A 24,679-nucleotide genomic window follows, 5' to 3' on the forward strand; every position below is an offset into this window, starting at 1 on the left:
AGCTTGGCATAAGGCAACTCTATTCTTTGATTGCTCCGATCATAACACCTTTAACAAAGTATTTCTGCAGAAACGGATAGATGAACAATATAGGCAGGGTGGCTACCATGACCGTTGCGTATTTCACACTTTCCCCAATGGCCTCTTTGTCCATCGCGGTCGCTCCTGTCGTCATCGAGTCTGTACTATTCTGAATCAGAATTTCCCGCAGCACCAATTGAAGTGGAAACAGGTTCCGGTCCCGAATGTACAGGATCGCACTGAACCATGAATTCCAATGACCGACGCCATAAAAGAGGATCATCACCGCAATAACGGGCATGGACAATGGTACTACGATCCGCCACAGAATGAGCATCTCTCCCGCCCCGTCTATACGGGCCGATTCCAACAGACTTTCCGATATTTCCGCAAAGGAAGTCCGCATAATAATCAGATTATAGCTGCTGATCAAACCAGGTACAATTAGAGCCCAAAGGCTGTTGCCCATATGAAGCGTATTGTTGATCAACAGATAAGACGGGATGATTCCGCCGTTAAAAAACATCGTAAATACGATCGCCAGCATAATCGGATTGCGGAGCATAAAGCTTTTGCGGGACAACGTATAGGCCCCCAGAATGGTGAACAGCAGATTAAGCGCCGTGCCCACCACCACAATGAATATCGTATTCCGGTATCCGGACAGAATGTTGGGGTTGCTCAGCACCAGCTTGTAGCTCTCCATTGTAATCCCTTTGGGGAAAAGCAGCAGGCCTCTATGGGCCATGAGTTGACTTGAGTCGCTAAGCGATGCATTTAGCACATGCAGCAGCGGATACAAGGTTACGATAATCAGCCCTGTCATTAGAATCGCGTTGGCACCGCCAAACAGCCGCTCTCCAATCGATCTTTTCATTTGCAAAGAAATCCCTCCCTTCACCTCGTTCTTGGCTAGAACAGCTTGGTATTGGATATCACCTTGGACAGGCGATTGGCACCGATTAGCAGCGCAAAGTTAATGACTGACTGAAAGAGACCCACCGCAGTTGTATAGCTGAATTCGGCACTTTCACTAATTCCTTTGCGGTAGACAAACGTTGAGATTACATCTGCCGTATCATACACATTCGGGTTATAGAGCAGAATGATTTTCTCGAATCCAATCTCCATCAGTCCGCCAATTCGGAGAATCAGGAGAATCATAATCATCGGAATGATGCCGGGAAGCGTGATATGCCACACCTGGCGAAGCCGACTTGCTCCGTCCACGTTGGCAGCATCGTAGAGCTCAGGATTGATCCCGCTAAGCGCAGCCAAATAAATGATGCTGGAGAAACCAAGCTCCTGCCAGATCGATGAAGCGGTATAGATGGTACGGAAGTTGGCCGGATCGCTGAGAAGCGCGCTGCTCTGTCCGCCAAAATAATCAATAATGGTATTAAACAGTCCATCCCGGGAAGAAAAATCAACAATCATGCCGCAGATGACAACAATGGAAATAAAGTGCGGAATGTACGAGATCGTCTGCACCGTGCGTTTGAAGATTTGACTCCGAAGCTCATTGAGCAGGAGGGCAAGTAGAATGGGAGCCGGGAAACCGAACAACAGCTGGTAAAAACTTAGCAAAAGAGTATTCTTCAGAATTCGCCAGAAATAATAACTCTGAAAGAAATCACGAAAATGCTGCAATCCGACCCAATCACTGCCCCATATTCCTTTGCCCACCGAGTAGTCCTTGAACGCAATAATGGCTCCGTACATCGGCAGGTATTTGAAGATAAGAAAATATAATACGACGGGAAGAGCCATCCAATAGATCGCTTTATTCTTTTTGTAATTGAGCCATAACAAGGAAAGCTTGTGCGACACCTTCTCCATCCCCTTCCTTTTTCATTCGAAAGAAGGCGTCCACGGCAGCAAAGCCGTACAAAGGCTTCACCGCCCGTGAACATCTCTTCCTTATCTGGCGTTATAACGGTCCAGGGCAGCTTGCTGAATTTCAATAGCCCGTTTAACGTTAAACTTGTTGATCTGATCAACAAACTTGTCAAAGTTCTCAATCGGCTCGACCCCAATGACAAATTTGACGAACATCTCATCCCGGTAGGTTCCAATATCACTCATGATTTTGCTATACTCTGCAGATTCTTCTGTCGTCAGACTGGTCGGAGGAAGGCCTACCTTCAGCGTATTCTCGCTGTATTTGGAGAACAGAACCGCCGCATCCTTCTGCTGTTGGAGCTGATAATATTGCTCGTTGTACCGATCGTCATCCTCGCCCACGAAAGGATAGTTCGCAATAAAATGTTTGGCCATGGCTTGAGCAACCGACAGTCCGTCCGGATTTTTCAAAATCTCATCGGTATAGGTCGGGTAACCATCCTTCATCGTATAAGTGAGGCCCTCCACGCCGAAATTTTTGAGCATATGTCCTTCTTCACTGAAGAAATAATCGAGTGCTTTCACCGTCTCCTCGGGATGTTTGTTGCTATTGGTGATCACAACGCCGCTGCTGCTCCATTCCCAGGAACGTCCGGTAAACAGTGGTTCATCACCCTTATTCAGCACTGGATATTGGGTAGCTGTGAGGTTGGCGTTCGGATCCGTTTCCTGCAGAGCGGGCAGATAGCGGCCTACACCTCCACCAATGAAGGTGAAAAACGCACCAGCTTGACTGCTCAAAATTTTGGCGTCGTATGTTTTCTGGTCATTAGTAGCAAAATCGGGATCAATCAATCCCTCCTGATACCAGCGATGGAACATCGTCAGAAATTCTTTGTATTCCGGCTCTATTGGTCCGTAGACTACTTTGCCATCTTTCATAAACGTGTTATTCGTAATGCCGTAAGCCTCCAGATATGTCGGTGCGGCTGGTCCCATCGTGGTCATTTTGGGGGGTGCGCCGAACAACAGCGGCGCAGACACGCCTTTTTTCTCTTTGAAGGCCTTGAGTACCGTCTCCCACTCCTCCAGCGTTTCCGGTTTCTCCAGCTTAAGCTCATCCAACCAATCCTGACGGATGAACGTACCGCCGAAGGTTTTGTATTCCCCCAGACGCAGATGCGGTATTGCATAGATATCTCCGTTATCGGCTTTTAACTGTTTGGCAACCTCGGGATTCTCCTCCAGGATTTTTTTCAAATTGGGAGCGTATTCATCAATGAGTTCGTTAAGTCGAATGATGACACCATCCTTGAATAGCTTGGCGTAATCTCCATTTACAAACATGGCATCAGGGAGCTGATTCGAAGCAATCATGACATTGAACTGTTCGGTCTCGGCACCCACCGCAGGATGCTGGAATTCGATTTTGGTATTGGTTTTCTTTTCCCATTCCTTAATCGCCGTAATTTCATTCATACTCTTGAGTGTGATGGAAGCATTGGTATTCATCGACATCCAGATTGAAATGGGGGTAGGCCCATCTCCTCCTGCTTCACCTGCACTTCCGTTGTCTCCTGAACAGCCCCCAAGAGCAGCAATGCTCATCATTAGGCAGATTCCAATTGTTAGTCGTTTTCTCCATGACCGTTTCATCACTTCACGTCCCCCCATTGAATTTGTATCGTGGATCAGCTAGCCCTGTCTCCATAAAGTTACCGCTTGCCCGCTATAATGGCTATCCTCCATTCTTGCAGACATATCCAAAATTTGATATTTCCTTGTGCAGCGCAGGATTTGCATATGAATGCAAGAGATCAGGATCATATTTCCAGATGGAATGGTGAGCACAAGAAGGAAATCGATCAAGCCTGTTTCCAAAATCAGAGGGTGTTTGACCAGTCGCTAGGACATATATGGAATAAACTAATATCACTTCTTACTTGAACGTGTTCTTTCATAAGGAGCGTCCAACCACGTAAAGGAGGAAACAGGAATGGCGGTCCGCTACAGCATCATTATCCCGACCTATAACCGTGCCCATCAGTTATCGCTTACTCTGGCAGCCTTAGAGACACAAACCTACCCGAAGCACCTTTTCGAAGTCATCGTAGCTGATGACGGTTCCACTGATGGAACGAAAGAACAGATCCAGGCATTCCAGTCTTCATATCCTTTGACCTACGTATCGCAAACGGAGCAGCGTGGCAGATCAGCGATTCGGAATTTGGGGCTTCAGCATGCCAAAGGGCTATATGTTATCTTCTGTGATGCTGACTTTCTGGCATTACCCGAATTTATCCGAACAGTGCGTCAATATCATCGTAAAAATCCCAGAGCCGTCGTTTCTGGTTTTCCACATTCCTTTGCCGATGGTTATACCCACTACTATCCAGACTTCTCGCCATCGGAAAAAGAACATTGCCGTTCGATCCTTACCCCTTCAAACTTATGGCGTCCTGAATTGGACGCAGCGAATGAAATTGTTCCACTGGTCACACCGGAAGATATCATTCATCAGACAGATACATTGTCCAAAGTGATTTTCCCTTCCAAAATACCGCCTGGTGTCATCAAGCAATTTGCCAGCACCGATGTGGCCCCATGGATGCTGCTTGTCACTCGTTGTGTATCCATCCGCCGAAGCCTTCTGAATCGAGTTGGAGGTTTCAATGAACGGTTTGTACTCTACGGGCTTGAAGACTGGGATCTGGGCTACAGGCTGCATCGTTTGAAAGTGCCTTTCTACTGTATGAAGGAAGTCATAGGTTATCACCAAGAACACCCTACCCATTTCCGAGGGGAAGTGCTCAATACAGAGAATCTGAGAATCATGCTCGAAACCTATGGATTCAATGATTCCGCACTCAATTTATTCTGCGTTGTACCACCTTCAGCTGACCTCGAAACCTACAAAAAAACGCTGCGTATTTTGCGCAAAGGCTTCCGGTCTAGAACAACACGCTCTTCCGCAAGATTGTTAAAAAAAACATTACGGATTGCTGCCAAACACTTCGCGCTCCAAACAGATGTGGAAGCATATAAAAAATCTCTCGCAAGAATACAGAGAAAAGCAAAAGGCAGAAAAAGTAAGGTGGCACGCGTTTTACAGGATATGGCGCAGAGGTCTGAGAAACTGGTGGAGTAGTTAGCTGTATCCATAACTACGCCCATACTACTCTTGTTCCCATTGCTTTCGCTTATTTAATACAACAAAAAAGCCCCCTATCTACATCTTTTGTAGAATAGGAGGCTTCGTTTCCTTCATGCACGTCTTCCTCACCCTACGGTGAGTCGCACGTTTACAATTTCAGCAATTTAAAACTCTTCGTATTCACTCGGGTCCTGATTCCACAACCGTCCATCCTTACGATTATAAGAAGAAATGACTTCCATCTCCTTCTCACTCAGCTCGAAATCGAAAATATCGATATTCTCTTGCTGGTGTTGAAGAGAGCCTGCTTTAGGAATAGGAATTGACCCGAGCTGGGTATGCCAGCGTAAAATAACCTGGGTACCCGTTTTGCCATGAGCTTCGGCAATACGAAGGATCTTTTCATCTTTTACGATATCCTGTACAGCATCATTGCCACGCCCAATCGGACTCCACGATTCGTTAACTATACCATGCTGCGCGTCCTTCTCCCGCTGATCAGCCTGGTCAAAGAATGGATGAAGCTCAATCTGATTCAGACTTGGCGCTACTCCCGTCTCCTTAATCAGGCGGTCATTATGTTCTGGAAGGAAATTGCTAACCCCGATGGAACGGATATATCCGCGTTTTTTGGCCTCTATAAGTGCCTGCCAAGCTTCCACATACATATCCTGCTTGGGATTCGGCCAGTGAATCAGATAGAGATCATAATAATCCAGATCTGCTCTGTACAGGGATTCCTGGATGGCTACAATCGCCTTCTCAAAAGCATGGTAACGCCCTGGCAGTTTGGACGAAATCAGCAGCTCTTCTCTGGAAACCGAGCTCTGCTTGATCGCCTTTCCGACAGTCGCCTCGTTCTCATAGTTATACGCTGTGTCAATCAGTCGGTAACCTGCATCCATCGCGGATGCTATGGATTTAACACCTTCTTCCCCTTTTAAGCTATAGGTACCAAAGCCAATGGCTGGTACTTTTAAACCATCATTCAACGTATATTCCGGGATTGTATGAGTCATCTGAAAACTCTCCTTTACGAAAGATATACTAAAACGATATGGAAAAGGTGATATGCTCTCTCGTTTATTCTACCCCTCCCTACGCGGTTGAATCAAATAGAAGAGCCACCAACCCGTTTGAAGGGATAGTGGCTTTCTCATCTAGTTCTATTGGATGGAGTCCCCTCTTCATTCAAGCGAAGAGATGGTTGTGGCCGATAACGGCTGCTTGCCCATAAAATCCTTAATCGCCCTAGCAGCCTGCTTGTATCCGCCAGCTTCGCGAAGCGTTCTCCCAATAACCTCTGCCTGTTCCTTATAGGAGGCGTTACCAAGCACTTCTAATACCGCGTTTCTTAGTACGTCGGCTGTAAGGTTATTTTTATCCACAATGACCCCTGCTCCGAGCTCCTGCACCCGGCCTGCTACACGCGGCTGGTCTGAAGTTAACGGGAGCATAACCAACGGTACATTGTAATATAAAGCTTCGCTTGCACTATTCATACCTGCATGTGTCAGAAAAACATCTACATGCTGCAGCACTTCCAATTGCGGGAGATAGGGTCTGATGATGAAATTTTCAGGAATGAGATCTGCAATGGGTTCTATATCAGTATCCTTCCCCGAAGACAGTATAAACTGCACAGGCAGATCATGAAAAGCCGTAAAGCAAAGCTTATAAAAATCAAGATCCTTATTTAAAATGGTTCCCATCGAAATATAAACTGCCTGTTTATATAGAGCATGCAGAGATTCGCTTGAAAAAGATGGTGCATCCTTGCGAGGTGTAATAGATGGGCCGGTGAATACAAAGCTGTCGTCCAGCTTGTCCCCCATGGGTTGAAAATAACGACTTGTATAGACAATCTTCAATTGCCCTGAATGTCCTGAAAGTTCCGCCAGAGAAGGCACAGCCACATTGAACTGGGAAGCTATTTGCTGGGACATCTCCATGATTCCGTTATGCAGCTCCTTGACCTCCTCATCGTCATCCTTCAGTTGATTATCGAATCCGAGAGGCTCCACAAAAACAAAAGTGGTGGTTGAGCATACCGTTGGTATACCCAGCTTTTCGCCTAAAATTTGCCCTCCCCAACCTATTAAGGAGTCAAAAATTAAATAATCGTAGGTTTCATTTTCAATCAGATTCAGAACATCCGGAATAAATCGTTGAACAATTTTTTTCAAAACCATATATAAAAATTGATAAGGGTGCTTGAGTTCAAATGGCTTCAGATCTGGGTTGTTAAGCAGGGTTGCCTCGTTGAAGGAGTACGCTTTAAACTGTGCGCCTAACGCTTCAATCTTCATCCGGTATTTTTCCGTGCAACAGTAGACGACTTCATCCCCGTTCTCAACCAGTTCCTTGATTACCCCGAGCGACGGATTGATATGTCCTTCTGCAGGTATCATTACAACTAATACACGTGCCACAACATTCACCTCCATTAAATTTTCCAATCTTCAAAGCGGGACATTGTATTTCTAACTTCTAGATGATACATGTACAATAGGAACTGGAAATCATGCCCATATGAATATACTATTAATTATTTCCATTTTTGTAAATGGTATATATGTCACTTTTTAAACAAAAAAAAGCACCTGTACGGTGCTTCCTCTGTTCATATTCATTTGGATCAGTTACATTACATATCTTAATACCCTCTCGAATATTGGGGGGTTTCTTTGAGCTGCACGATATCATGTCCTGTTGGATTTTGGAAGGCACGAAGGCCAAATGTCGGCGCGACGGCAAAGATGTGGTCAAAAATATCCGCTTGAACCGATTCATACACACCCCAGGTGATATCATTGCTAAATGCATAGATTTCAAGTGGTAGTCCGTTATCTCCCGGCGCCAACTGTCTCACGATCAACGTCATATCCTTATGAATTTTCGGATGATTTCTCAGATATTGATGGATATATTCCCTGAATACACCCACATTCGTAAGCTGTCTACCGTTCACAATGCTTTCCGTATTAATGTGGTGTTCCATGTTGTATTCGTTAATTTCATTTAATTTTGACTCAAGATAGTCTGAAAGATAGTGAATCTTCTGAAATTCCCCAATCATTTCCTTGGTGCAAAAGCTTATACTGCTTGTATCAATATAGACGCTTCGCTTAATCCTTCTGCCGCCGGATACCTGCATGCCTCTCCAATTTTTGAATGAATCCGAGATGAGGGCATAGCTAGGAATCATCGTGATCGTTTTATCGAAATTCATAACCTTCACTGTGTTTAATGTAATATCGATGACATCGCCGTCTGCATTATACTTGGGCATTTCAATCCAGTCACCTACACGCACCATGTCATTCGATGATAGTTGCACGCCTGCCACCAGTCCCAATATGGAATCCTTGAAGACGAGCATCAGAACAGCGGATAAAGCGCCAAGCCCACTGAGAATAATCAACGGATTCTGACCGATAAGGCTAGAGATGACGATAATACCCCCAATGATAAAAAGAACGATTTTGGCCACCTGAATATATCCCTTAATGGGTCTGATTTTGGAGACTTCATAGGAACGATATATGGTGTCAAAGGCATTGAGCAGCGCATTTAATACCGTGATGGTTATGACGATCATATACGTTAACGCTGCTTTTTCAATCAAGGCTTGATAGGACGGAAAGATATACGCTGAATAGTAGATGATGATCGCAGGTACGAGATGCGAGAGCTTGTGGAACACTTTTTTCTCCACAATGATTTTATCCCACGTGTACCGATTGTTGTTGATGATTTGGATAATAATCTTCAATACGATTTTCTTGGCTATAAAATTGGCCAGTATGGAGACCACAGCGATAAATACCACCATGATCATATTCGCAAGATATCCAATGGTTTGTTCACTCATGCCCGTTCCGTCTAGTTGATGTTTGATAAAGTCCATTGTATCCTCCTGACGCAGTTTATATTAGCCTATTATTATAGATTAGATTCTAGTACGAAGTAAAATTTCAAAAAAAGTCCTTTAATCTACCCAAAAAGGGCCCTACCATTCTAAAGAATGAAGGGCCAGCACGTTCCGTTCCGTTTCGTTTCGTCAAACATCACTGGAGTTTGCCAACAATTCGCTTACCGTTACGAAACGGTACCCCGCTGCGGCCAGTTCCTCGACCAACACACGAATAGCCTCCACGGTCTGGGAGCGATCCCCGTATCCGTCATGGAACAGGAGAACGCTGCCAGGCTTCACCGTAGACCGGGTATGTTCCAGAATGTGATCGACACCGGGGTTGTCCCAATCCTTCGCACCGCCATTGACCGCACCAATTGATCGATATCCCCGCTCTGCAGCCAGATATAGAATGTCATCATTCACGCCAAAATACGGTGGTCTGAAACACTTCGTAGGTTCCCCCGTCACCTCCCGGATGAGGATTTCCGCACGTTGCAGTTCCTCTCCGGCTTGCTCCAGCGTCAGCTTGGTTAGATCCGGATGAGTATAGGTGTGATTAGCAATCTCATGCCCTTCACGTTGCACCTCAGCTGCTATTCCCGGGTATTCTTCCACTTCCTTGCCAATCATAAAAAAAGTCGCCCGCCCACCCACATTACGGAAAATCTCAAGCAATTGAAGCGTATATACAGGATGTGGTCCATCATCAAACGTGAAGGCCACGGCCTTTTCCCGGATAGAAACCTGCTCTATTAACGATATGTTGACCATGAAACCACGATCTCCTCTCCATTACAGCTCGGCTATGATATCCTCATTATTCCATGCACTTGAGTAATTAGTATCCAACGAGAACAGGATTAGACCAAGCAGGTATTGACTCCACACAATAGATCAAGTTACTCCGCATGATTTCCGCTACTATTAAAGGCTCGTATGTATTATCAATGATGATAACCTGATCTGCAATTGCTAGAGCTGGTTTAAGGTTCTGCAATGACTGACCATATCGAAAACGAATATCGTCCTCTGCAATCCAATGTCCACCTTGTTCGACACGGGATGCAACACGGTCTATATGCATTTGAACGTCCTCAAGGCCGATATAGTATACGACAATCTCATAATGGTGTTCCTTAGCAATTTGCATATGTTTCAAAACAAATGATCCAGATAATGTTGTTTCAATAGCAAAGTTCTCACCACTTTTTATGAGTGATCGGATTCTTTTCACAGCTTCCCTTCCAGCAGAAAGGTCAGCACTACGAGGATCCTCTGGCTTTAATTCCCTTGCAATCTGATCAGGATCAACCAGTTCACCAAGCCACTCTCTCATCTGCATGCTAAGTGTACTTTTCCCTGCTCCATTGGTTCCAGCAAACACAGTCATGACTGGTTTGGTTTCACTCATGATACTCAAACTCCTGGCGTTTCCCAGTAGCATCGAATATAATTTCGAATTTTTTACCTTCAGCATCCTCACGAACGCGTTTGTTATTCTTCATATAATAAATAGAGGCACCTGATTCTTTAGCTTGCTTCCGTGCATGTTGATTTGCTTTTTTTAAAATTTCTTGGAGCTGTTCTCGATTATTAAACACCTAGAGTCCCCCAATCTAAATTTATATCTATTATATCATAAACTGAAAAACCACCAGCCAGTGTCCTGGTTGGTGGTTTTTACTCTAATGGAGGCGAGGGGAGTCGAACCCCTGTCCGAAGATAACGACACATAAGCTTCTACGGGTGTAGTCACAGTTTTGATGTCACCCGAGTATCGCCCCGTAACCGGCTATACGTTGGGTCAGCCTGATTGTCTTCTTCAGCACACCCCAGGCGGAGATGTGACAGCGTATCCCACTACTTGTTAGCCCCTAATCCTGTCACATGGGCGATGCAGGTTAGAAGCACGCACACAGTTTCTTAGGCTGCGAAAGCGTAGTTTGTTTGTTGTTTGCCGTTTAATAGGCTTTAGCGTTGATGAAGTGGACGCGTCCCCACTACCCGCTACCCATGCTCGAACTATCCCCGTCGAATCCATAAACGCCCCCTCATATAAGAAGGGCTCCAGGATTAATCCGTGAACACGGAGCAAAGGTGCTGCACATCTTTTTCCTCCAAGGTAAAAAGATGCTTCTTTCAAACTCGGCATTCCTGCTTGCTACAAGAACATCATAACACAGGACCAATCACCGATATAGTACAGATTGCTGGAAGACGTTCCAGCAGGCTGAGCAACTGTGCAAATTTAACCAGTACAACAGCTGACTCAATCGTCTACATATTATAACGCTTCCCTCCAGGGAAGTAAAGTTGAGTACCTAAGTACTGAAAATCCATGAGCATGAACAGCTTTTCTTAACTATTTTACCCACGATTCGTACAAACTACGAGCCATCAGGCAAACCTTGAGATCCTTATTTCAACATGAGAGCTTATCACTAACTAACTTACCATACGCCAATCAACACATAGCATTCCCAATCAACGAGCAACCTTCTGCTTCTCGCGCAGTACCCGTTGAATATCACGTTGTGCGTCGCGTTTTGCTGCAGACTCCCGTTTATCGTACTGCTTCTTACCTTTACCCAGTCCAAGCAGCAGCTTCGCATAGCCGTTACGAATATAGATCTTCAACGGCACTATGCTGTATCCGTCCTGCTTCGACAGACCAAGCAGCTTGTGGATCTGTACTTTATGCATCAACAGTTTGCGTGTACGTGTTGGATCAATTGGATTATGACGGTTCCCTTGTTCAAAAGGACTAATATGCATATTATGAATATGAATCTCACCGTTCCGAATCGTGGCAAATGCATCACCAATATTCGCACGGCCGTTACGAAGAGATTTAATCTCCGTTCCGGTAAGCACCATGCCCGCTTCATACGTATCTTCAATGAAGTAGTCATGGGAAGCCTTTTTATTCTGTGCAAGCACTTTACTCTGTCCATCACTCTTGCCCATGTCCTCACTCCTTCTCCGTAAAATAAGCCGGTACCCATGCTCTACAGCAGCGTACCACATATTTCTTTTGGCACCACATACCAGACCTTAATTGTAGCAAGGACCGCTGTTAAAATCAAGAAAGAGGCGGTCTGCGCCGCCCCTTCTCATTACACTCATTTCATGCTTAGCGAAACGCAATTACTTTTTCTTCTTCCGTACAAAAGCCGCCGTTCCGTTGGCAGATGCACCTTTATTTTTCTTGCGCTTACGGCGTGGCGCTCCGCCTTCCTGAACACCGCCTGGTGTAGCTCCTTCTCCGATAAACACACCGCTAGGTGAGGTGTTTTTGCGCCCACTACCGCCTTTGCCACCTTTACCCCCGCCTTTACCGGATTTGAAGCTTCCTTCACCGCGGCTGCTGCCGCTGTTTAGACCATTCCCTTGTCCACCAGCCGAAGTGCCTTCCTGGCCACCCGCTGTAGAACTATAACCGCCTTTGCCAGAGCCAAAGCCAAAGCTTACCGCTCCCTTGCTCCGACCACCTGATCCGCCGGCATCTCCAGCACGACGCTCACCTCTCGGTTTACCGCCAACTTTGCTGCCTGCGCTTCCTGCTGTGTTCGAAGCTCCGCTACGCCCGCCACGGCCGCCTTTACTGCTCTCATCGGCTGATCTGCCACCACGGCTGCCTCCAGCACCAGTTGGGGCGCCTTTACCACCACGCGAGCCACTGAATCCACCGGAACCACTCTTCGCGCCACCGCGTCCTCCGCCGCCACCAGCAGGACGTCCACCTTTACCGCCACGTCCGCCACCAAAGCCGCCTGGGCGCTCGCCGCGAGGTTTCATGTCGACCATTTCAAAGTCAATCGTGTACTCTTCCATGCTCACACGCGCCACACGAATCTTTACCTCATCACCGATGCGGAAGACCTTGGAGGTACGTTCGCCAATCAGAGCCATATGTTGATCGTCAAAATGGTAATAGTCGTCCGTGAGTGCACTCAGGCGAATCAGACCTTCTACGGTGTTCTCCAGTTCAATGAACATACCGAAGCTGGTTACACTGCTGATCATGCCTTCAAACTCTTCGCCGACTTTATCGAGCATGTACTCCGCTTTCTTCATTTTCTCCGTATCCCGCTCAGCTTCAACCGCCACACGTTCACGTTCCGAAGATTGCTGTGCAATATCGGCCATACGTGCAGCCAGATACTCTTGACGGTTCTCAGGCAAAGCCCCATTGTTCTCAATCACTTCCCGTATAACACGGTGAATGACGAGGTCGGGATAACGACGGATTGGCGATGTGAAGTGACTATAGAACTCTGCCGCCAGGCCAAAGTGACCCGACATTTCAGAATCATACTTCGCCTGTTTCATGGAACGCAGCATCATCGTACTAATAACGGTCTGTTCCTTCGTTCCGTTGATATCCTCAAGCAGGGATTGAAGGGCCCGTGGATGAATGGCGTTGCCACGTCCTTTGACATGGTGTCCGAAATTCGCCGCAAAGGCGAGAAAATTTTGCAGTTTTTCCTGATCTGGGTCCTCATGCACACGATAGATGAACGGAACCTTCAACCAGTGGAAATGCTCTGCCACCGTTTCGTTGGCTGCCAGCATGAATTCCTCAATGATTTGCTCCGCAATCGAACGCTCCCGTTTCACGATGTCCACCGGTTTGCATTCTTCATCCACAATGATTTTGGATTCTTCAAAATCAAAGTCAACCGCACCGCGGCGCATACGCATCGCACGAAGTTTCAAGGCAATCTCTTTCATCAAGTGGAAATCATCCACCAGATCCTTGTAACGCTCCAACAGTTCAGGCTCTTCGCCTTCGAGAATTTTGCGTACGTTGGAATATGTCATCCGCTCTTTGGTCTTGATTACACTTGTGAAAATATCGTGTTTAACAACCTTCATCTGGTCGTTGAATTCCATCTCACAAGAAAGGGTCAGACGGTCTACCTGCGGATTCAAACTACAGATCCCGTTGGACAAACGTTGCGGCAGCATCGGAATAACCCGGTCCACCAGATACACACTGCATCCACGGTTATAGGCTTCCTGATCAAGCTTGGAGTTTTCCCGCACGTAATAGCCTACATCGGCAATATGAACGCCCAGACGGTAGTTACCGTTTGGCAGCTTCTCCACGTTGACGGCGTCATCCAGATCCTTGGCGTCTTCTCCATCGATCGTAACGATATTCAGCCCACGCAGATCACGGCGACCCTGCTGTACGATTTCTTCTTCCGTTATAGCATCTGGCGCTTTATCGGCTTCTTCCACCACTTCATCCGGGAAGGCTTCTGGCAGTTGATGCTTCCGGATTACAGACAAAATATCAATGCCCGGTTCATCCTTATGACCGAGAATCTCGATCACTTCACCTTCAGCTGCAGCTCGCCCTTCCGGGTAGCTGACAATACGTGCCACAACCTTTTGCCCATCAACAGCCCCATGAAAGTTCGTACGCGGGATGAAAATATCCCGGTTAATTCGCTTATCATCCGGTATAACGAAACCGTATACTTCGTGGCTTTGGAAGACACCAACAACCTGTGTGACCGCACGGGTAACAATGCGAACAATCTCACCCTCCAAACGTCCACCGGAAGGTCCTTGAGAAGTCACTTTAACCAACACCGTATCACCATTCATAGCGCTTTTCATATCATTCGCATGAATGTACACATCCGGGTGCTCCCGATCCTCAGGGATGAGGAAAGCAAAGCCTTTCGCATGAGCTTGTAACCGTCCGCGAACCAAGTCCATCCGTTCTGGCATGCCGTAGCGGTTGTTGCGGGTCAACAAAATTTTGCCGGATTCCTCCAGCGTATTAAGCATAATCAAAAAGGCTTTAAAATCAGCCGCATCTTCAATCTCGAAGTGCTGTTCCAGTTCCTGATAAGTCATTGGTTTATAGGCGGTTTCCCGCATGAAATCGAGCAATTGTTGTTCAGTTATCATTAATATATTCACCTCGGGAAACGTAAAAGTGTAATCTTGTCTCATCTCTCTCTATGTATCGGTTACCTTGCAGATATTTAAGCCTTTAACGGAAGGCCTCACTATCTCATACCCTAGTATACACGAATTCAATCCGGCCCATCCGTACCCCTGCAAAATAAACCAGGCCTGCGTGGTCCCTCGCATAATCGCGCTTTCATGCATCATACCAGCATTTTATGCTACATGTGATTTGCTCTCATCTGGTTAGCTCTTGCATATCAGAAATTTTTGAGATCTAAGGGCTCAAACATACATCATGGTTCGTTACTGAACAGACAGAAAAGAAACGGCCCAGAACAGGGCGAATATGTGGGAAGACACCGAATGGAAGTGAGAAAAAATCGAAGATCTGGTTCATGTGGATCATTGGAAAAGACTGGACATGAATAAATTTATTAAAAAACCTCCGTTTCTTCTCGAAACGAAGGTTAATCATTCAAGCATCATGCTCTTAACTATCTAGTTATGCATCGTATTCCATTTCTTACTTGGAGAACACTGTAACTACAATAGACAAAATGAAGAATCCTGCACCCAGTACAACCGTTGCACGTTGCAGGAAAAGATCCAGTCCGCGCGCTTTCGTTTTACCGAAAAGATGTTCCGCACCACCGGAGATGGCACCCGCCAAACCAGCGCTTTTCCCGTGCTGCAGCAATACTACAGTGATTAGACCGATCGAAAACACCACGAGCAGCAATTTCAAAGCAATATCCATTCTTTCCACCTCCTACCCATGTGGGCATAACATCTCACCATAAAAACAGTTACTTTAATTGTAACACAGCTATGCATGTGATACAAGTAGTGTCATCTCTACAATTCGATGAATCAAGCCTTCCGTTTCAACCCGATTCAAACTGAAGTTATGGATATGAATGAACTTAACAAAAAAGACAAGCCGGTTACCCGGCTTGCCCGTGAGTTGTCGTAAGACAACTTATTTTTTGAGGTTGTAGAAACCTTTAAGACCATTGTATTGAGCCAGTTCACCCAGTTGATCCTCGATGCGGAGCAATTGGTTGTACTTCGCGATACGGTCTGTACGGGAAGGAGCACCCGTTTTGATTTGACCTGCGTTTGTTGCAACAGCAATGTCAGCGATTGTGCTGTCTTCGGATTCACCGGAACGGTGGGAGATTACAGCAGTGTATCCTGCACGTTTAGCCATCTCGATCGCATCAAATGTTTCAGTCAATGTACCGATTTGGTTCACTTTGATCAGGATGGAGTTACCAATACCTTCATTGATACCTTTTTCCAGACGCTCTGTGTTGGTTACGAACAGATCGTCACCAACGAGTTGTACTTTGTCTCCCAATTTCTCAGTGAGCAATTTCCAACCATCCCAGTCGTCTTCGGACATACCGTCTTCGATTGTGATGATTGGGTATTTCTCAACCCATGAAGCCAGAAGGTCAACATACTCAGCGGAAGTGTAAGATTTACCTTCGCCAGCAAGTGTGTATTTACCATCTTTGTAGAACTCAGTGGAAGCTACGTCCATACCCAGGAATACGTCAACTCCTGGTTTGTAACCTGCTTTTTCAATTGCTTCGATGATTGTAGTGATCGCTTCTTCGTTCGAACTAAGGTTCGGTGCAAAGCCGCCTTCGTCACCTACAGCAGTGTTCAAGCCTTTGGAGCTCAGTACGGATTTCAGGTTGTGGAAGATTTCTGCGCCTACGCGAAGAGCTTCTTTGAACGTTGGTGCGCCAACAGGAAGAACCATGAACTCTTGAACGTCGATGTTGTTGTCAGCATGCTCACCACCGTTGATGATGTTCATCATTGGTACTGGCAGTGCTTTAGCGTTGAATCCGCCCAGGTAAACGTACAATGGCAGGTCCAAAGCGTCAGCAGCTGCGCGAGCTACAGCCATGGATACGGCCAGGATTGCGTTGGCACCCAATTTGCCTTTGTTTGGCGTACCGTCCAAAGCGATCATCAATTTGTCGATACCCAGTTGATCCAAAGCGTCCATACCGATCACTTCTGGAGCGATAGTTTCGTTTACGTTTTTAACAGCTTGCAGAACACCTTTACCCAGGTAACGGGATTTGTCGCCATCGCGAAGCTCAACAGCTTCGTGGGCACCAGTGGATGCACCGGATGGTACGATAGCGCGTCCGATTGCGCCGGACTCCAGGTATACTTCAACTTCAACTGTAGGGTTACCGCGGGAGTCGAGGACTTCGCGAGCGTACACGTCAGAAATAATAGTCATGAGTGATAATCTCCTTTTAATTTGGAATTTTATTTAAAATTAGAACCACTTGGGTTTACCCTTATCCACTGCGTCAGCAGAATCGTCTTCCGATCGCTGTTATCCCCTGATTCCTTGAACTTATTTTCATAAGTTGGAATCATGTGATAAAGGCGAAGCATATGCTTTCGATGCAGCTTTCTTTCAGAAAGCTTTTAGCGTTGCTTCTTCAGACTATTTCTGCTGCCTTCGTTCGGGGGTAAACTCCAAACTGCCCAATTTCATATATGTGGTTGCGTAACTTATTTACGGGTAGCGATGACGGATGTTCCTGTCATTTCTTCCGGTTTAGGCAATTGCATCAGGTCAAGAATCGTTGGAGCGATATCCGCGAGGATTCCGCCTTCACGCAGGGTAACGTTAGCATCTGTAACGATGAATGGAACCGGGTTCGTTGTGTGAGCTGTGAACGGACGCCCTTGCTCATCGAACACCATATCCGCGTTACCATGATCCGCAGTAATCAGCACAACGCCGCCTTTAGCGAGAACGGCATCCACAACACGGCCCATGCATTCGTCTGTTACTTCCACTGCCTTAATCGTAGGCTCCAGCATGCCGGAGTGTCCAACCATATCAGGGTTAGCGAAGTTCAGAATGATAGCATCATGTTTGTCAGCTTCAATCTCGCGAACACATGCATCAGCTACTTCATACGCGCTCATCTCTGGTTGCAAGTCGTACGTTGCAACTTTTGGTGAGTTAATCAGCACACGTGTTTCGCCCGGAAGCTCAACATCACGGCCGCCGCTGAAGAAGAAGGTTACGTGCGGGTATTTCTCGGTTTCTGCAATACGCAATTGTTTCTTATTGTTCTGTACCAGAACTTCACCCAGCGTGTTGTCGAGGTTTTTAGGCGAATACGCCACATAACCTTCAACAGTCTCACTGAACAAGGTCAGGCACACGAAATGCAAGCCCACGGGGAACTTCGGACCACGGTCGAAACCACGGAAATCCTGGTTCGTGAAAACTTGCGACAGTTGGATCGCACGGTCAGGACGGAAGTTGAGGAAAATGACGGAATCGCCGCTCTCCACCAAACCTACCGGCTGGCCATCCGCTTTAACGATAACCGTTGGTTCAACGAATTCGTCAAATACGGATTTTTCATACGATTCTTCAACCGCTTTGAGTGGATCAGTGTATTTGGGTCCATCACCATAAACGATGGCACGATATGATTTCTCAACACGTTCCCAACGTTTGTCACGGTCCATCGCATAATAGCGACCTTGTACCGTGGCGATTTGTCCCACACCAACTTCCTCAATCTTGGCAATCAGCTTCTGCATGAAGTCTTTACCGCTATCTGGCATAACATCACGGCCATCCATGAAGGCATGAATGTATACATCATTCATTTCTTCTTTTTTGGCGAGATCCAGCATAGCGAACAAGTGGTCGATGTGACTATGTACGCCGCCATCGGACAACAAACCATACAAGTGTAGTTTTTTGCCGCTTTGTTTTGCTTCGCGAACAGCTTTAACGAGTGTCTCATTATCGAAAAACTCACCGTCACGAATCGATTTGGAGATACGAGTCAAATCCTGATATACGATCCGGCCGGCACCAATGTTCAGGTGACCTACCTCAGAGTTCCCCATTTGCCCTTCAGGCAAACCTACAGCTTCACCGCAAGCAGTGAGTGTTGTGTGTGGGAATTGGCTCATAAAACGGTCATAGTTCGGTTTCTTGGCTTGCGCTACCGCGTTGCCTTCCACCGTGTTGCGCAGACCAAAGCCGTCCATGATGATCAATGCTACAGGTTTTGGAGCTGTCATTACTTCGCCCCCTCAACAAGTGCGATGAACGAAGCCGGCTGCAAGCTGGCACCGCCAACAAGCGCGCCGTCGATGTCGCTTTGTCCGAGGTATTCTGTTACGTTCTCAGGTTTAACACTGCCGCCGTATTGAATACGAACTGCATCTGCTACCTTCTGGTCGTACAGATCCTTCACCAGGCTGCGGATGTAAGCAATAACTTCATTCGCATCTTGAGATGTGGAGGATTTGCCTGTACCAATCGCCCAGATTGGTTCATAAGCGATAACCACTTGTGCTGCTTGATCTGCGGACAGACCTGCAAAAGCAGCTTCCGTTTGCACTTTGCACACGTCTTTCGTTTGATCAGCTTCACGCTCTTCAAGCGTCTCACCGAGACAAACGATTGGAGTCAATCCATGACGGAATGCTGCATGCGTTTTTTTATTAACAGTCTCATCAGTTTCCGCAAAGTATTGACGGCGCTCCGAGTGACCAATAATGACATAATCCACACCCAGGTCTTTCAGCATAACGCCGCTGATTTCACCTGTGAATGCACCATTGTCTTCAAAATGGAGATTTTGGGCACCAATTTTGATGTTTGTGCCTTTAACGGCTTCTACCAGGGATGGCAGATTCGTAAACGGTGCGCAAATAACAGTCTCTACGCCTTCAACTTCCGCTTTTCCTTTAACTTCCTGAATGAAGTCATTGGATTCGGAAACCGTTTTGAACATTTTCCAGTTACCTGCGATAATCGGTGTTCTCATGGTTTTCAACTCCTTCATGCTATAGCTTAAAGCTTACTTGTCGTTCAATGCAACTACGCCAGGAAGCACTTTGCCTTCCATGAACTCGAGTGATGCACCGCCACCTGTAGAGATGTGGTCCATTTTGTCAGCCAATTTGAACTTCTCAGCTGCTGCTGCGGAGTCACCACCACCAATTACGGTGTATGCTTCTGTCTCAGCACAAGCTTGAGCTACTGCGCGAGTACCGTGGGAGAAAGGCTCGATTTCAAATACGCCCATTGGTCCGTTCCATACTACGAGTTTGGAGTTTTTAACGACGTCAGCATAAATCTCACGTGTTTTAGGACCGATGTCGATACCTTCCCAATCCGCAGGAATGTCGCCAACTTCAACGATTTTGGTGTTTGCGTTAGCGCTGAAGTCATCCGAAATGACGATATCTACTGGCAGGTAGAAGTTTTTACCCAGTTTTTTCGCTTTTTCGATGAAGCCCAGAGCTACATCCAGTTTTGACTCGTCCAACAAGGATTGGCCTACCTCGTGGCCTTGAGCCTTCATGAACGTATAGGACAACCCACCACCGATGATTACGTTGTCTGCAATGTTCAACAGGTTGTCGATCACATCGATTTTGTCTTTAACTTTGGAACCGCCGATGATTGCTGTGAAAGGACGCTCAGGGTTGGAGATTGCTTTGCCCAACACTTCAAGTTCTTTCTCCATCAACAGACCGGATACTGCTGGCAACAGGTGAGCGATACCTTCTGTCGAAGCGTGTGCTCTGTGAGCTGCGCCGAATGCATCGTTAACGAATACGTCAGCCAGTTCAGCAAATTGTTTTGCGAGTTCCGGATCGTTCTTCTCTTCGCCTGCGTGGAAACGAACGTTCTCAAGCAACAATACGTCGCCGTTGTTCAGTTCAGCGATTTGAGCTTTAACAGCGTCACCAACGGAATCATCCGCTTTAACAACTGTTTTACCAAGCAATTCAGACAAACGCTCAGCTGCTGGAGTCAAACGCAAGGATTCAACCACTTCGCCGTTAGGACGACCCATGTGGCTTGCAAGAATGACTTTAGCGCCTTTTTCGATCAAGTAGTTGATCGTAGGAAGCGTTGCACGAATACGTTTGTCATCTGTAATTTTACCATCTTCGAGCGGCACATTGAAATCTACACGGACAAAAGCCCGTTTTCCTGTCAATTCGATATCGCGTACACTTTTTTTGTTCATTTGTATTTCCTCCGCACCCATGTATTTGGTGGACCAATCAAGGGCCCAAATCCCTTGTCAATCCTGGTGTTTTTGAGAAATTTGCAAAATATTGATATATAAAGAGCGGAAACAATAGCATCTGTTTCCGCTCTATGTTATTGCAGATATTACTTGATCATTTTTGCAAAGTGCTCCAAAGTGCGAACCAGTTGAGCAGTGTAGGACATTTCATTGTCATACCAAGCTACAGTTTTAACCAATTGTTGGTCGCCAACAGTCAGAACTTTAGTTTGAGTTGCATCAAACAGGGAACCGAAAGTGATACCTTGGATATCGGAAGATACGATTTCGTCTTCTGTGTATCCGAAAGTTTGTGGATCGGAAGCTTCTTTCATTACTGCGTTAACTTCTTCAGCAGTAACTTTTTTACCCAGAACAGTTACGAGCTCAGTCAGGGAACCAGTAGCTACTGGTACACGTTGAGCTGCACCGTCGAGTTTGCCTTGCAGTTCTGGAATAACCAAACCGATTGCTTTAGCAGCACCAGTTGTGTTAGGGATGATGTTTTCAGCTGCTGCGCGAGCACGACGGAAGTCACCTTTAGGGTGTGGAGCATCCAATGTGTTTTGGTCGCCAGTGTAAGCGTGAATTGTAGTCATCAAACCTTGAACGATTCCGAATTTGTCTTGCAATGTTTTTGCCATAGGTGCCAGGCAGTTTGTTGTGCAAGATGCGCCGGAGATTACAGTTTCAGTACCGTCGAGGATTTCATGGTTTACGTTGTAAACGATGGTTTTCATGTCGCCAGTAGCTGGTGCGGAGATAACAACTTTCTTAGCTCCACCTTTCAAGTGTTTCTCAGCTGCTTCTTTCGTTGTGAAGAAACCAGTACATTCCAGAACGATATCTACGCCCAGGTCGCCCCAAGGAAGTTCTTCCGGGTTACGGTTAGCCAATACTTTAACTTCTTTGCCGTTCACTTTGAAGAAGCCATCGTGTACTTCAACATCGCCATCGAAGCGACCTTGAGTTGTATCATATTTGAGCAAATGAGCCAGCATTTTAGCATCAGTCAAGTCGTTGATTGCTACAACTTCAATGCCCTCTACATTTTGAATACGGCGGAATGCCAAACGACCAATACGTCCAAAACCGTTAATACCTACTTTAATCATGAGTAAGTTCCTCCCAAGTTTTGATTGATTTTTTGTTGAAGCTTATATATTCAAGACAGACGGTGAAGTCCGTCAAGACAACAATAGTTGTGGTGCAAAATAAAACCTTATTCCATTTCCGCGACGATGACTTCAGCAGCAGCCTCATCAATAATCAGAATATCTTCCTGACCAAATCGCAGGACAGAATGTATGGCAGCAGCCTTGCTTTTGCCACCTGCAATCCCAATTACGACATCGGTTCGTTCAATATCCTGGAGTCGCATGCCCAGCGTAAGCATGGTATGTACCACCTCACCCTGATCATTAAAGTAGTAACCGAAGGATTCAGATACGGCCCCTTGCTCTTGAAGTTCATCTATGATCTCTGTTGCAAGTTTGCGGCGCCGTGCCATCTCTACGGCATCACCAATTCCATGAATGACGATCCGCGACTTACGGATCAGCTGCAGAATCTCCTGAACACTCGGGTCCTGGATGAGCGATTCATAAGCATGATCACTAAGCAAATCCGGTACATGAAGGAGTTTATATTGTGCTCCTACCCGTTTTGCCATCGTGGATGCGATCGTATTGGCCTGGATTTCGAGACTTTCTCCCAGCCCGCCGCGTGCCGGTACGAACCAGACACCTTTCAGCGATGTTGGCGGAGTCAGCTGCTCTGCGACTTCAGCCGTTGTTGAACCGCCAGTAACGGCGACAACATCGTTATCACTCATAACATTACTCAGAGCCTTCGCTCCGGCTCTGCCCAGTTCCCGTTTGGCAAATGGAGAAACATCCGAATCGCCAGGAACCACCACTACCTTTTGTAGACCGTAGGCTTGCTTGATGCGTTCTTCCAGTTCGGATAATCCGAACAGTTCTTTGGCGACGGGTTCCAACTGCTGCAGCAATTCATGCCCTGCCTCACTGATCTTCATCCCTGCACTGTCAATTTCAATAAGTCCCTGAGCCTTTAACAAATCGGTCTCAGCCCTCAGAACCCGCTCGGTCATCTGCATGGAATTAGCCAACGTTCTACGTCCGATCACATCCGATAACATGATCTGTTGCAGAATCGTATACCTCTTCTTCAAGACATCCATGAGATCAGGCAGAAGCTGCTTTTGCACTTCTAAAATCGTTCGCATGCTTTCCACTCCCGCAAGCTTCTCGTTCCAAGCTCTCTTTCATGGCCCTAAAACGTCCCGGGTTAACTTTTTAAGTCCCACGTCTATTCTACCTAAAACTGACGCGACATGCAAGTGTTTCAAAGTGATAATTCGACATGTTTCAGGCATTTGTACGCGCCTATTTTCACAATGTCAGCCTCCTATATTTGAGGATAACCTCCTGCATACCATATATAGAAGAAAAGAAAAAATCCTGTCTATATATTGCTTGATTTCACTTTTCATATAGCATGTCCAAAACTTCTCTTAGCATTTACCTAATTGCGCTCTTTATCCACATATCTTCATCATGATCTTTTTCAGTGCAATCCAAACCACAAGTATGATCATCTGCTTGCAATTAAACAACTCATGAGCTATAATCATTATTGCTGTCACATATTTGAAACTCATTTAGGTGTAAGATACTTGCTACATAATTGTAGCAGACAATCAATGTGCGCCCGTGGTCCAATGGATATGACGTAGGCCTCCGAAGCCTGAGATCCAAGTTCGATTCTTGGCGGGCGCGCCATACTTTATTAGCAGCTCATAACCCTTTTAACCAACGAAACCGAATAGGTTTCTTTTTTTTCAAACTTAGTTTGACTTTCTTTGACTTTTTGTTTGAAATTGTTTATGATGTGGGTAATACGGTAACAGTTTATATATAAACACCAATTTAACATTTACATTTCCGAGGAGGTTTTTCACGTGAGTTATATTCCAATGGTCGTTGAACAGAGCAACCGCGGTGAGCGCGCCTATGACATCTATTCCAGATTGCTGAAGGATCGTATCATCTTCCTTGGCAGTGATGTAAATGACGTTGTAGCGAATTCCATCATGGCACAGATGTTGTTCCTTACTGCGGAAGATCCGGAGAAAGACATTCACTTATACATCAATAGCCCAGGCGGATCGATTACAGCCGGTATGGCGATTTACGATACAATGCAATTCATTAAACCGGATGTTTCTACCATCTGTGTAGGTATGGCCGCTTCCATGGGTGCATTCCTGTTGAACGCGGGTGCCAAAGGCAAACGTTTTGCATTGCCTAACAGTGAAATCATGATTCACCAACCACTTGGTGGTGCGCAAGGTCAAGCTTCGGACATCGAAATCCGTGCCCGCCGCATCCTGAAAATGCGTGATACCTTGAACCGTATCATTGCTGAACGTTCAGGCCAACCGCTGGAGCGTATCGAGAAAGATACAGATCGTGACTACTTCATGAGTGCTGCCGAAGCTGCTGATTACGGTATCATTGATAAAGTTATCGAAAACGTAGGTTCCCAAGGCGTCTAAGCCGAGGAGAACGCCAATTACACTGAAATTCCATATAGCCAGTTCAAATGACAACTTCCAGTTGAGCTGGCTATATGAAAAAAGGACGCTCTCGTCAATATGACGAGGGCGTCCTTTTTTTTAGAAGTAAC

General features: G+C 46.2%; 20 protein-coding genes, 1 tRNA gene and 1 other RNA gene. 3 read left to right on the plus strand and 19 right to left on the minus strand.

Translation table 11 applies throughout. The features are described 5' to 3' along the window. Positions 1-19: 19 nt before the first annotated feature. From PPA03S_RS24135 to PPA03S_RS24145, 3 genes are all read right to left on the minus strand, one after another. The gene (locus tag PPA03S_RS24135) at positions 20-904 is read right to left on the minus strand and encodes a carbohydrate ABC transporter permease (RefSeq protein ID WP_062326636.1); all 885 of its coding nucleotides are present in this window, start codon (positions 902-904) and stop codon (positions 20-22) included. A 29-nt stretch (positions 905-933) separates the two neighbouring features. After that, on the minus strand, positions 934-1,860 hold the full coding sequence (locus PPA03S_RS24140; protein WP_062326638.1) for an ABC transporter permease: 927 nt from the start codon (positions 1,858-1,860) through the stop codon (positions 934-936). Between the two features lie 81 nt (positions 1,861-1,941). Beyond that, positions 1,942-3,474 carry an extracellular solute-binding protein gene (locus PPA03S_RS24145; protein ID WP_217998968.1) on the minus strand — a complete coding sequence of 511 codons (1,533 nt, stop codon included), beginning with the start codon at positions 3,472-3,474 and terminating at the stop codon, positions 1,942-1,944. Between the two features lie 385 nt (positions 3,475-3,859). Here PPA03S_RS24145 and PPA03S_RS24150 point away from each other — a divergent pair, with 385 nt between their 5' ends. Further along, positions 3,860-5,011 (plus strand): glycosyltransferase family 2 protein, encoded by a 1,152-nt coding sequence (locus tag PPA03S_RS24150; RefSeq protein WP_062326643.1) that lies wholly within the window; start codon positions 3,860-3,862, stop codon positions 5,009-5,011. Positions 5,012-5,181: 170 nt separating this feature from the next. Here the strand turns inward: PPA03S_RS24150 and PPA03S_RS24155 are convergent, their stop codons facing one another. The 16 genes from PPA03S_RS24155 to PPA03S_RS24230 all read right to left on the minus strand — a co-directional run bounded on the left by PPA03S_RS24155 (position 5,182) and on the right by PPA03S_RS24230 (position 23,216). Next, positions 5,182-6,036 carry an aldo/keto reductase gene (locus tag PPA03S_RS24155; protein WP_062326644.1) on the minus strand — a complete coding sequence of 285 codons (855 nt, stop codon included), beginning with the start codon at positions 6,034-6,036 and terminating at the stop codon, positions 5,182-5,184. A gap of 168 nt (positions 6,037-6,204) precedes the next feature. Further along, the gene (locus tag PPA03S_RS24160; RefSeq protein ID WP_062326646.1) at positions 6,205-7,449 is read right to left on the minus strand and encodes a macrolide family glycosyltransferase; all 1,245 of its coding nucleotides are present in this window, start codon (positions 7,447-7,449) and stop codon (positions 6,205-6,207) included. Positions 7,450-7,673: 224 nt separating this feature from the next. Beyond that, a complete protein-coding gene (locus tag PPA03S_RS24165; RefSeq protein WP_062326648.1) occupies positions 7,674-8,927 on the minus strand; it encodes a mechanosensitive ion channel family protein in 1,254 nt (417 codons plus the stop codon). 153 nt (positions 8,928-9,080) lie between these two features. Beyond that, positions 9,081-9,707 (minus strand): polysaccharide deacetylase family protein, encoded by a 627-nt coding sequence (locus PPA03S_RS24170; protein ID WP_062326650.1) that lies wholly within the window; start codon positions 9,705-9,707, stop codon positions 9,081-9,083. Positions 9,708-9,774: 67 nt separating this feature from the next. Then, entirely contained in the window at positions 9,775-10,347 is a 573-nt protein-coding gene (locus PPA03S_RS24175) for an ATPase (RefSeq protein WP_062326652.1), read from the minus strand. Then, positions 10,340-10,537 carry a hypothetical protein gene (locus PPA03S_RS24180; protein WP_062326654.1) on the minus strand — a complete coding sequence of 66 codons (198 nt, stop codon included), beginning with the start codon at positions 10,535-10,537 and terminating at the stop codon, positions 10,340-10,342. The genes PPA03S_RS24175 and PPA03S_RS24180 overlap by 8 nt, the downstream gene beginning before the upstream one ends. 85 nt (positions 10,538-10,622) lie before the next feature. After that, positions 10,623-10,987, minus strand: a transfer-messenger RNA (tmRNA) gene (gene ssrA, locus PPA03S_RS24185). A gap of 433 nt (positions 10,988-11,420) precedes the next feature. After that, positions 11,421-11,903 carry an SsrA-binding protein SmpB gene (smpB, locus tag PPA03S_RS24190; RefSeq protein WP_062326656.1) on the minus strand — a complete coding sequence of 161 codons (483 nt, stop codon included), beginning with the start codon at positions 11,901-11,903 and terminating at the stop codon, positions 11,421-11,423. A gap of 180 nt (positions 11,904-12,083) precedes the next feature. Further along, on the minus strand, positions 12,084-14,864 hold the full coding sequence (gene rnr, locus PPA03S_RS24195) for a ribonuclease R (RefSeq protein ID WP_062326658.1): 2,781 nt from the start codon (positions 14,862-14,864) through the stop codon (positions 12,084-12,086). Positions 14,865-15,390: 526 nt separating this feature from the next. After that, positions 15,391-15,624 (minus strand): preprotein translocase subunit SecG, encoded by a 234-nt coding sequence (gene secG, locus PPA03S_RS24200; protein WP_053782964.1) that lies wholly within the window; start codon positions 15,622-15,624, stop codon positions 15,391-15,393. A 222-nt stretch (positions 15,625-15,846) separates the two neighbouring features. Next, entirely contained in the window at positions 15,847-17,133 is a 1,287-nt protein-coding gene (gene eno / locus PPA03S_RS24205) for a phosphopyruvate hydratase (protein WP_062326661.1), read from the minus strand. Between the two features lie 281 nt (positions 17,134-17,414). Next, positions 17,415-18,959 carry a 2,3-bisphosphoglycerate-independent phosphoglycerate mutase gene (gene gpmI, locus PPA03S_RS24210; RefSeq protein ID WP_062326662.1) on the minus strand — a complete coding sequence of 515 codons (1,545 nt, stop codon included), beginning with the start codon at positions 18,957-18,959 and terminating at the stop codon, positions 17,415-17,417. Next, positions 18,959-19,711, minus strand: coding sequence for a triose-phosphate isomerase (gene tpiA, locus PPA03S_RS24215; protein WP_062326663.1), 753 nt, complete (start codon positions 19,709-19,711; stop codon positions 18,959-18,961). Before tpiA ends, gpmI begins: the two co-directional genes overlap by 1 nt. A gap of 33 nt (positions 19,712-19,744) precedes the next feature. Continuing rightward, positions 19,745-20,926, minus strand: a complete 1,182-nt coding sequence (locus PPA03S_RS24220; RefSeq protein ID WP_062326664.1) for a phosphoglycerate kinase — start codon at positions 20,924-20,926, stop codon at positions 19,745-19,747. A 149-nt stretch (positions 20,927-21,075) separates the two neighbouring features. Further along, positions 21,076-22,083 (minus strand): type I glyceraldehyde-3-phosphate dehydrogenase, encoded by a 1,008-nt coding sequence (gene gap / locus PPA03S_RS24225; protein ID WP_056695277.1) that lies wholly within the window; start codon positions 22,081-22,083, stop codon positions 21,076-21,078. Positions 22,084-22,190: 107 nt separating this feature from the next. Then, positions 22,191-23,216 (minus strand): sugar-binding transcriptional regulator, encoded by a 1,026-nt coding sequence (locus PPA03S_RS24230; RefSeq protein WP_062326665.1) that lies wholly within the window; start codon positions 23,214-23,216, stop codon positions 22,191-22,193. 481 nt (positions 23,217-23,697) lie between these two features. Between PPA03S_RS24230 and PPA03S_RS24235 the strand changes: the two genes are divergently transcribed. Beyond that, a tRNA-Arg gene (locus PPA03S_RS24235) sits at positions 23,698-23,772 on the plus strand. A 179-nt stretch (positions 23,773-23,951) separates the two neighbouring features. Continuing rightward, a complete protein-coding gene (clpP, locus tag PPA03S_RS24240) occupies positions 23,952-24,548 on the plus strand; it encodes an ATP-dependent Clp endopeptidase proteolytic subunit ClpP (protein ID WP_062326666.1) in 597 nt (198 codons plus the stop codon). Positions 24,549-24,679: the final 131 nt, after the last annotated feature.

Origin of the sequence: Paenibacillus pabuli NBRC 13638, assembly GCF_001514495.1 — a bacterium.
In the GTDB taxonomy this organism is placed as follows: domain Bacteria; phylum Bacillota; class Bacilli; order Paenibacillales; family Paenibacillaceae; genus Paenibacillus; species Paenibacillus pabuli.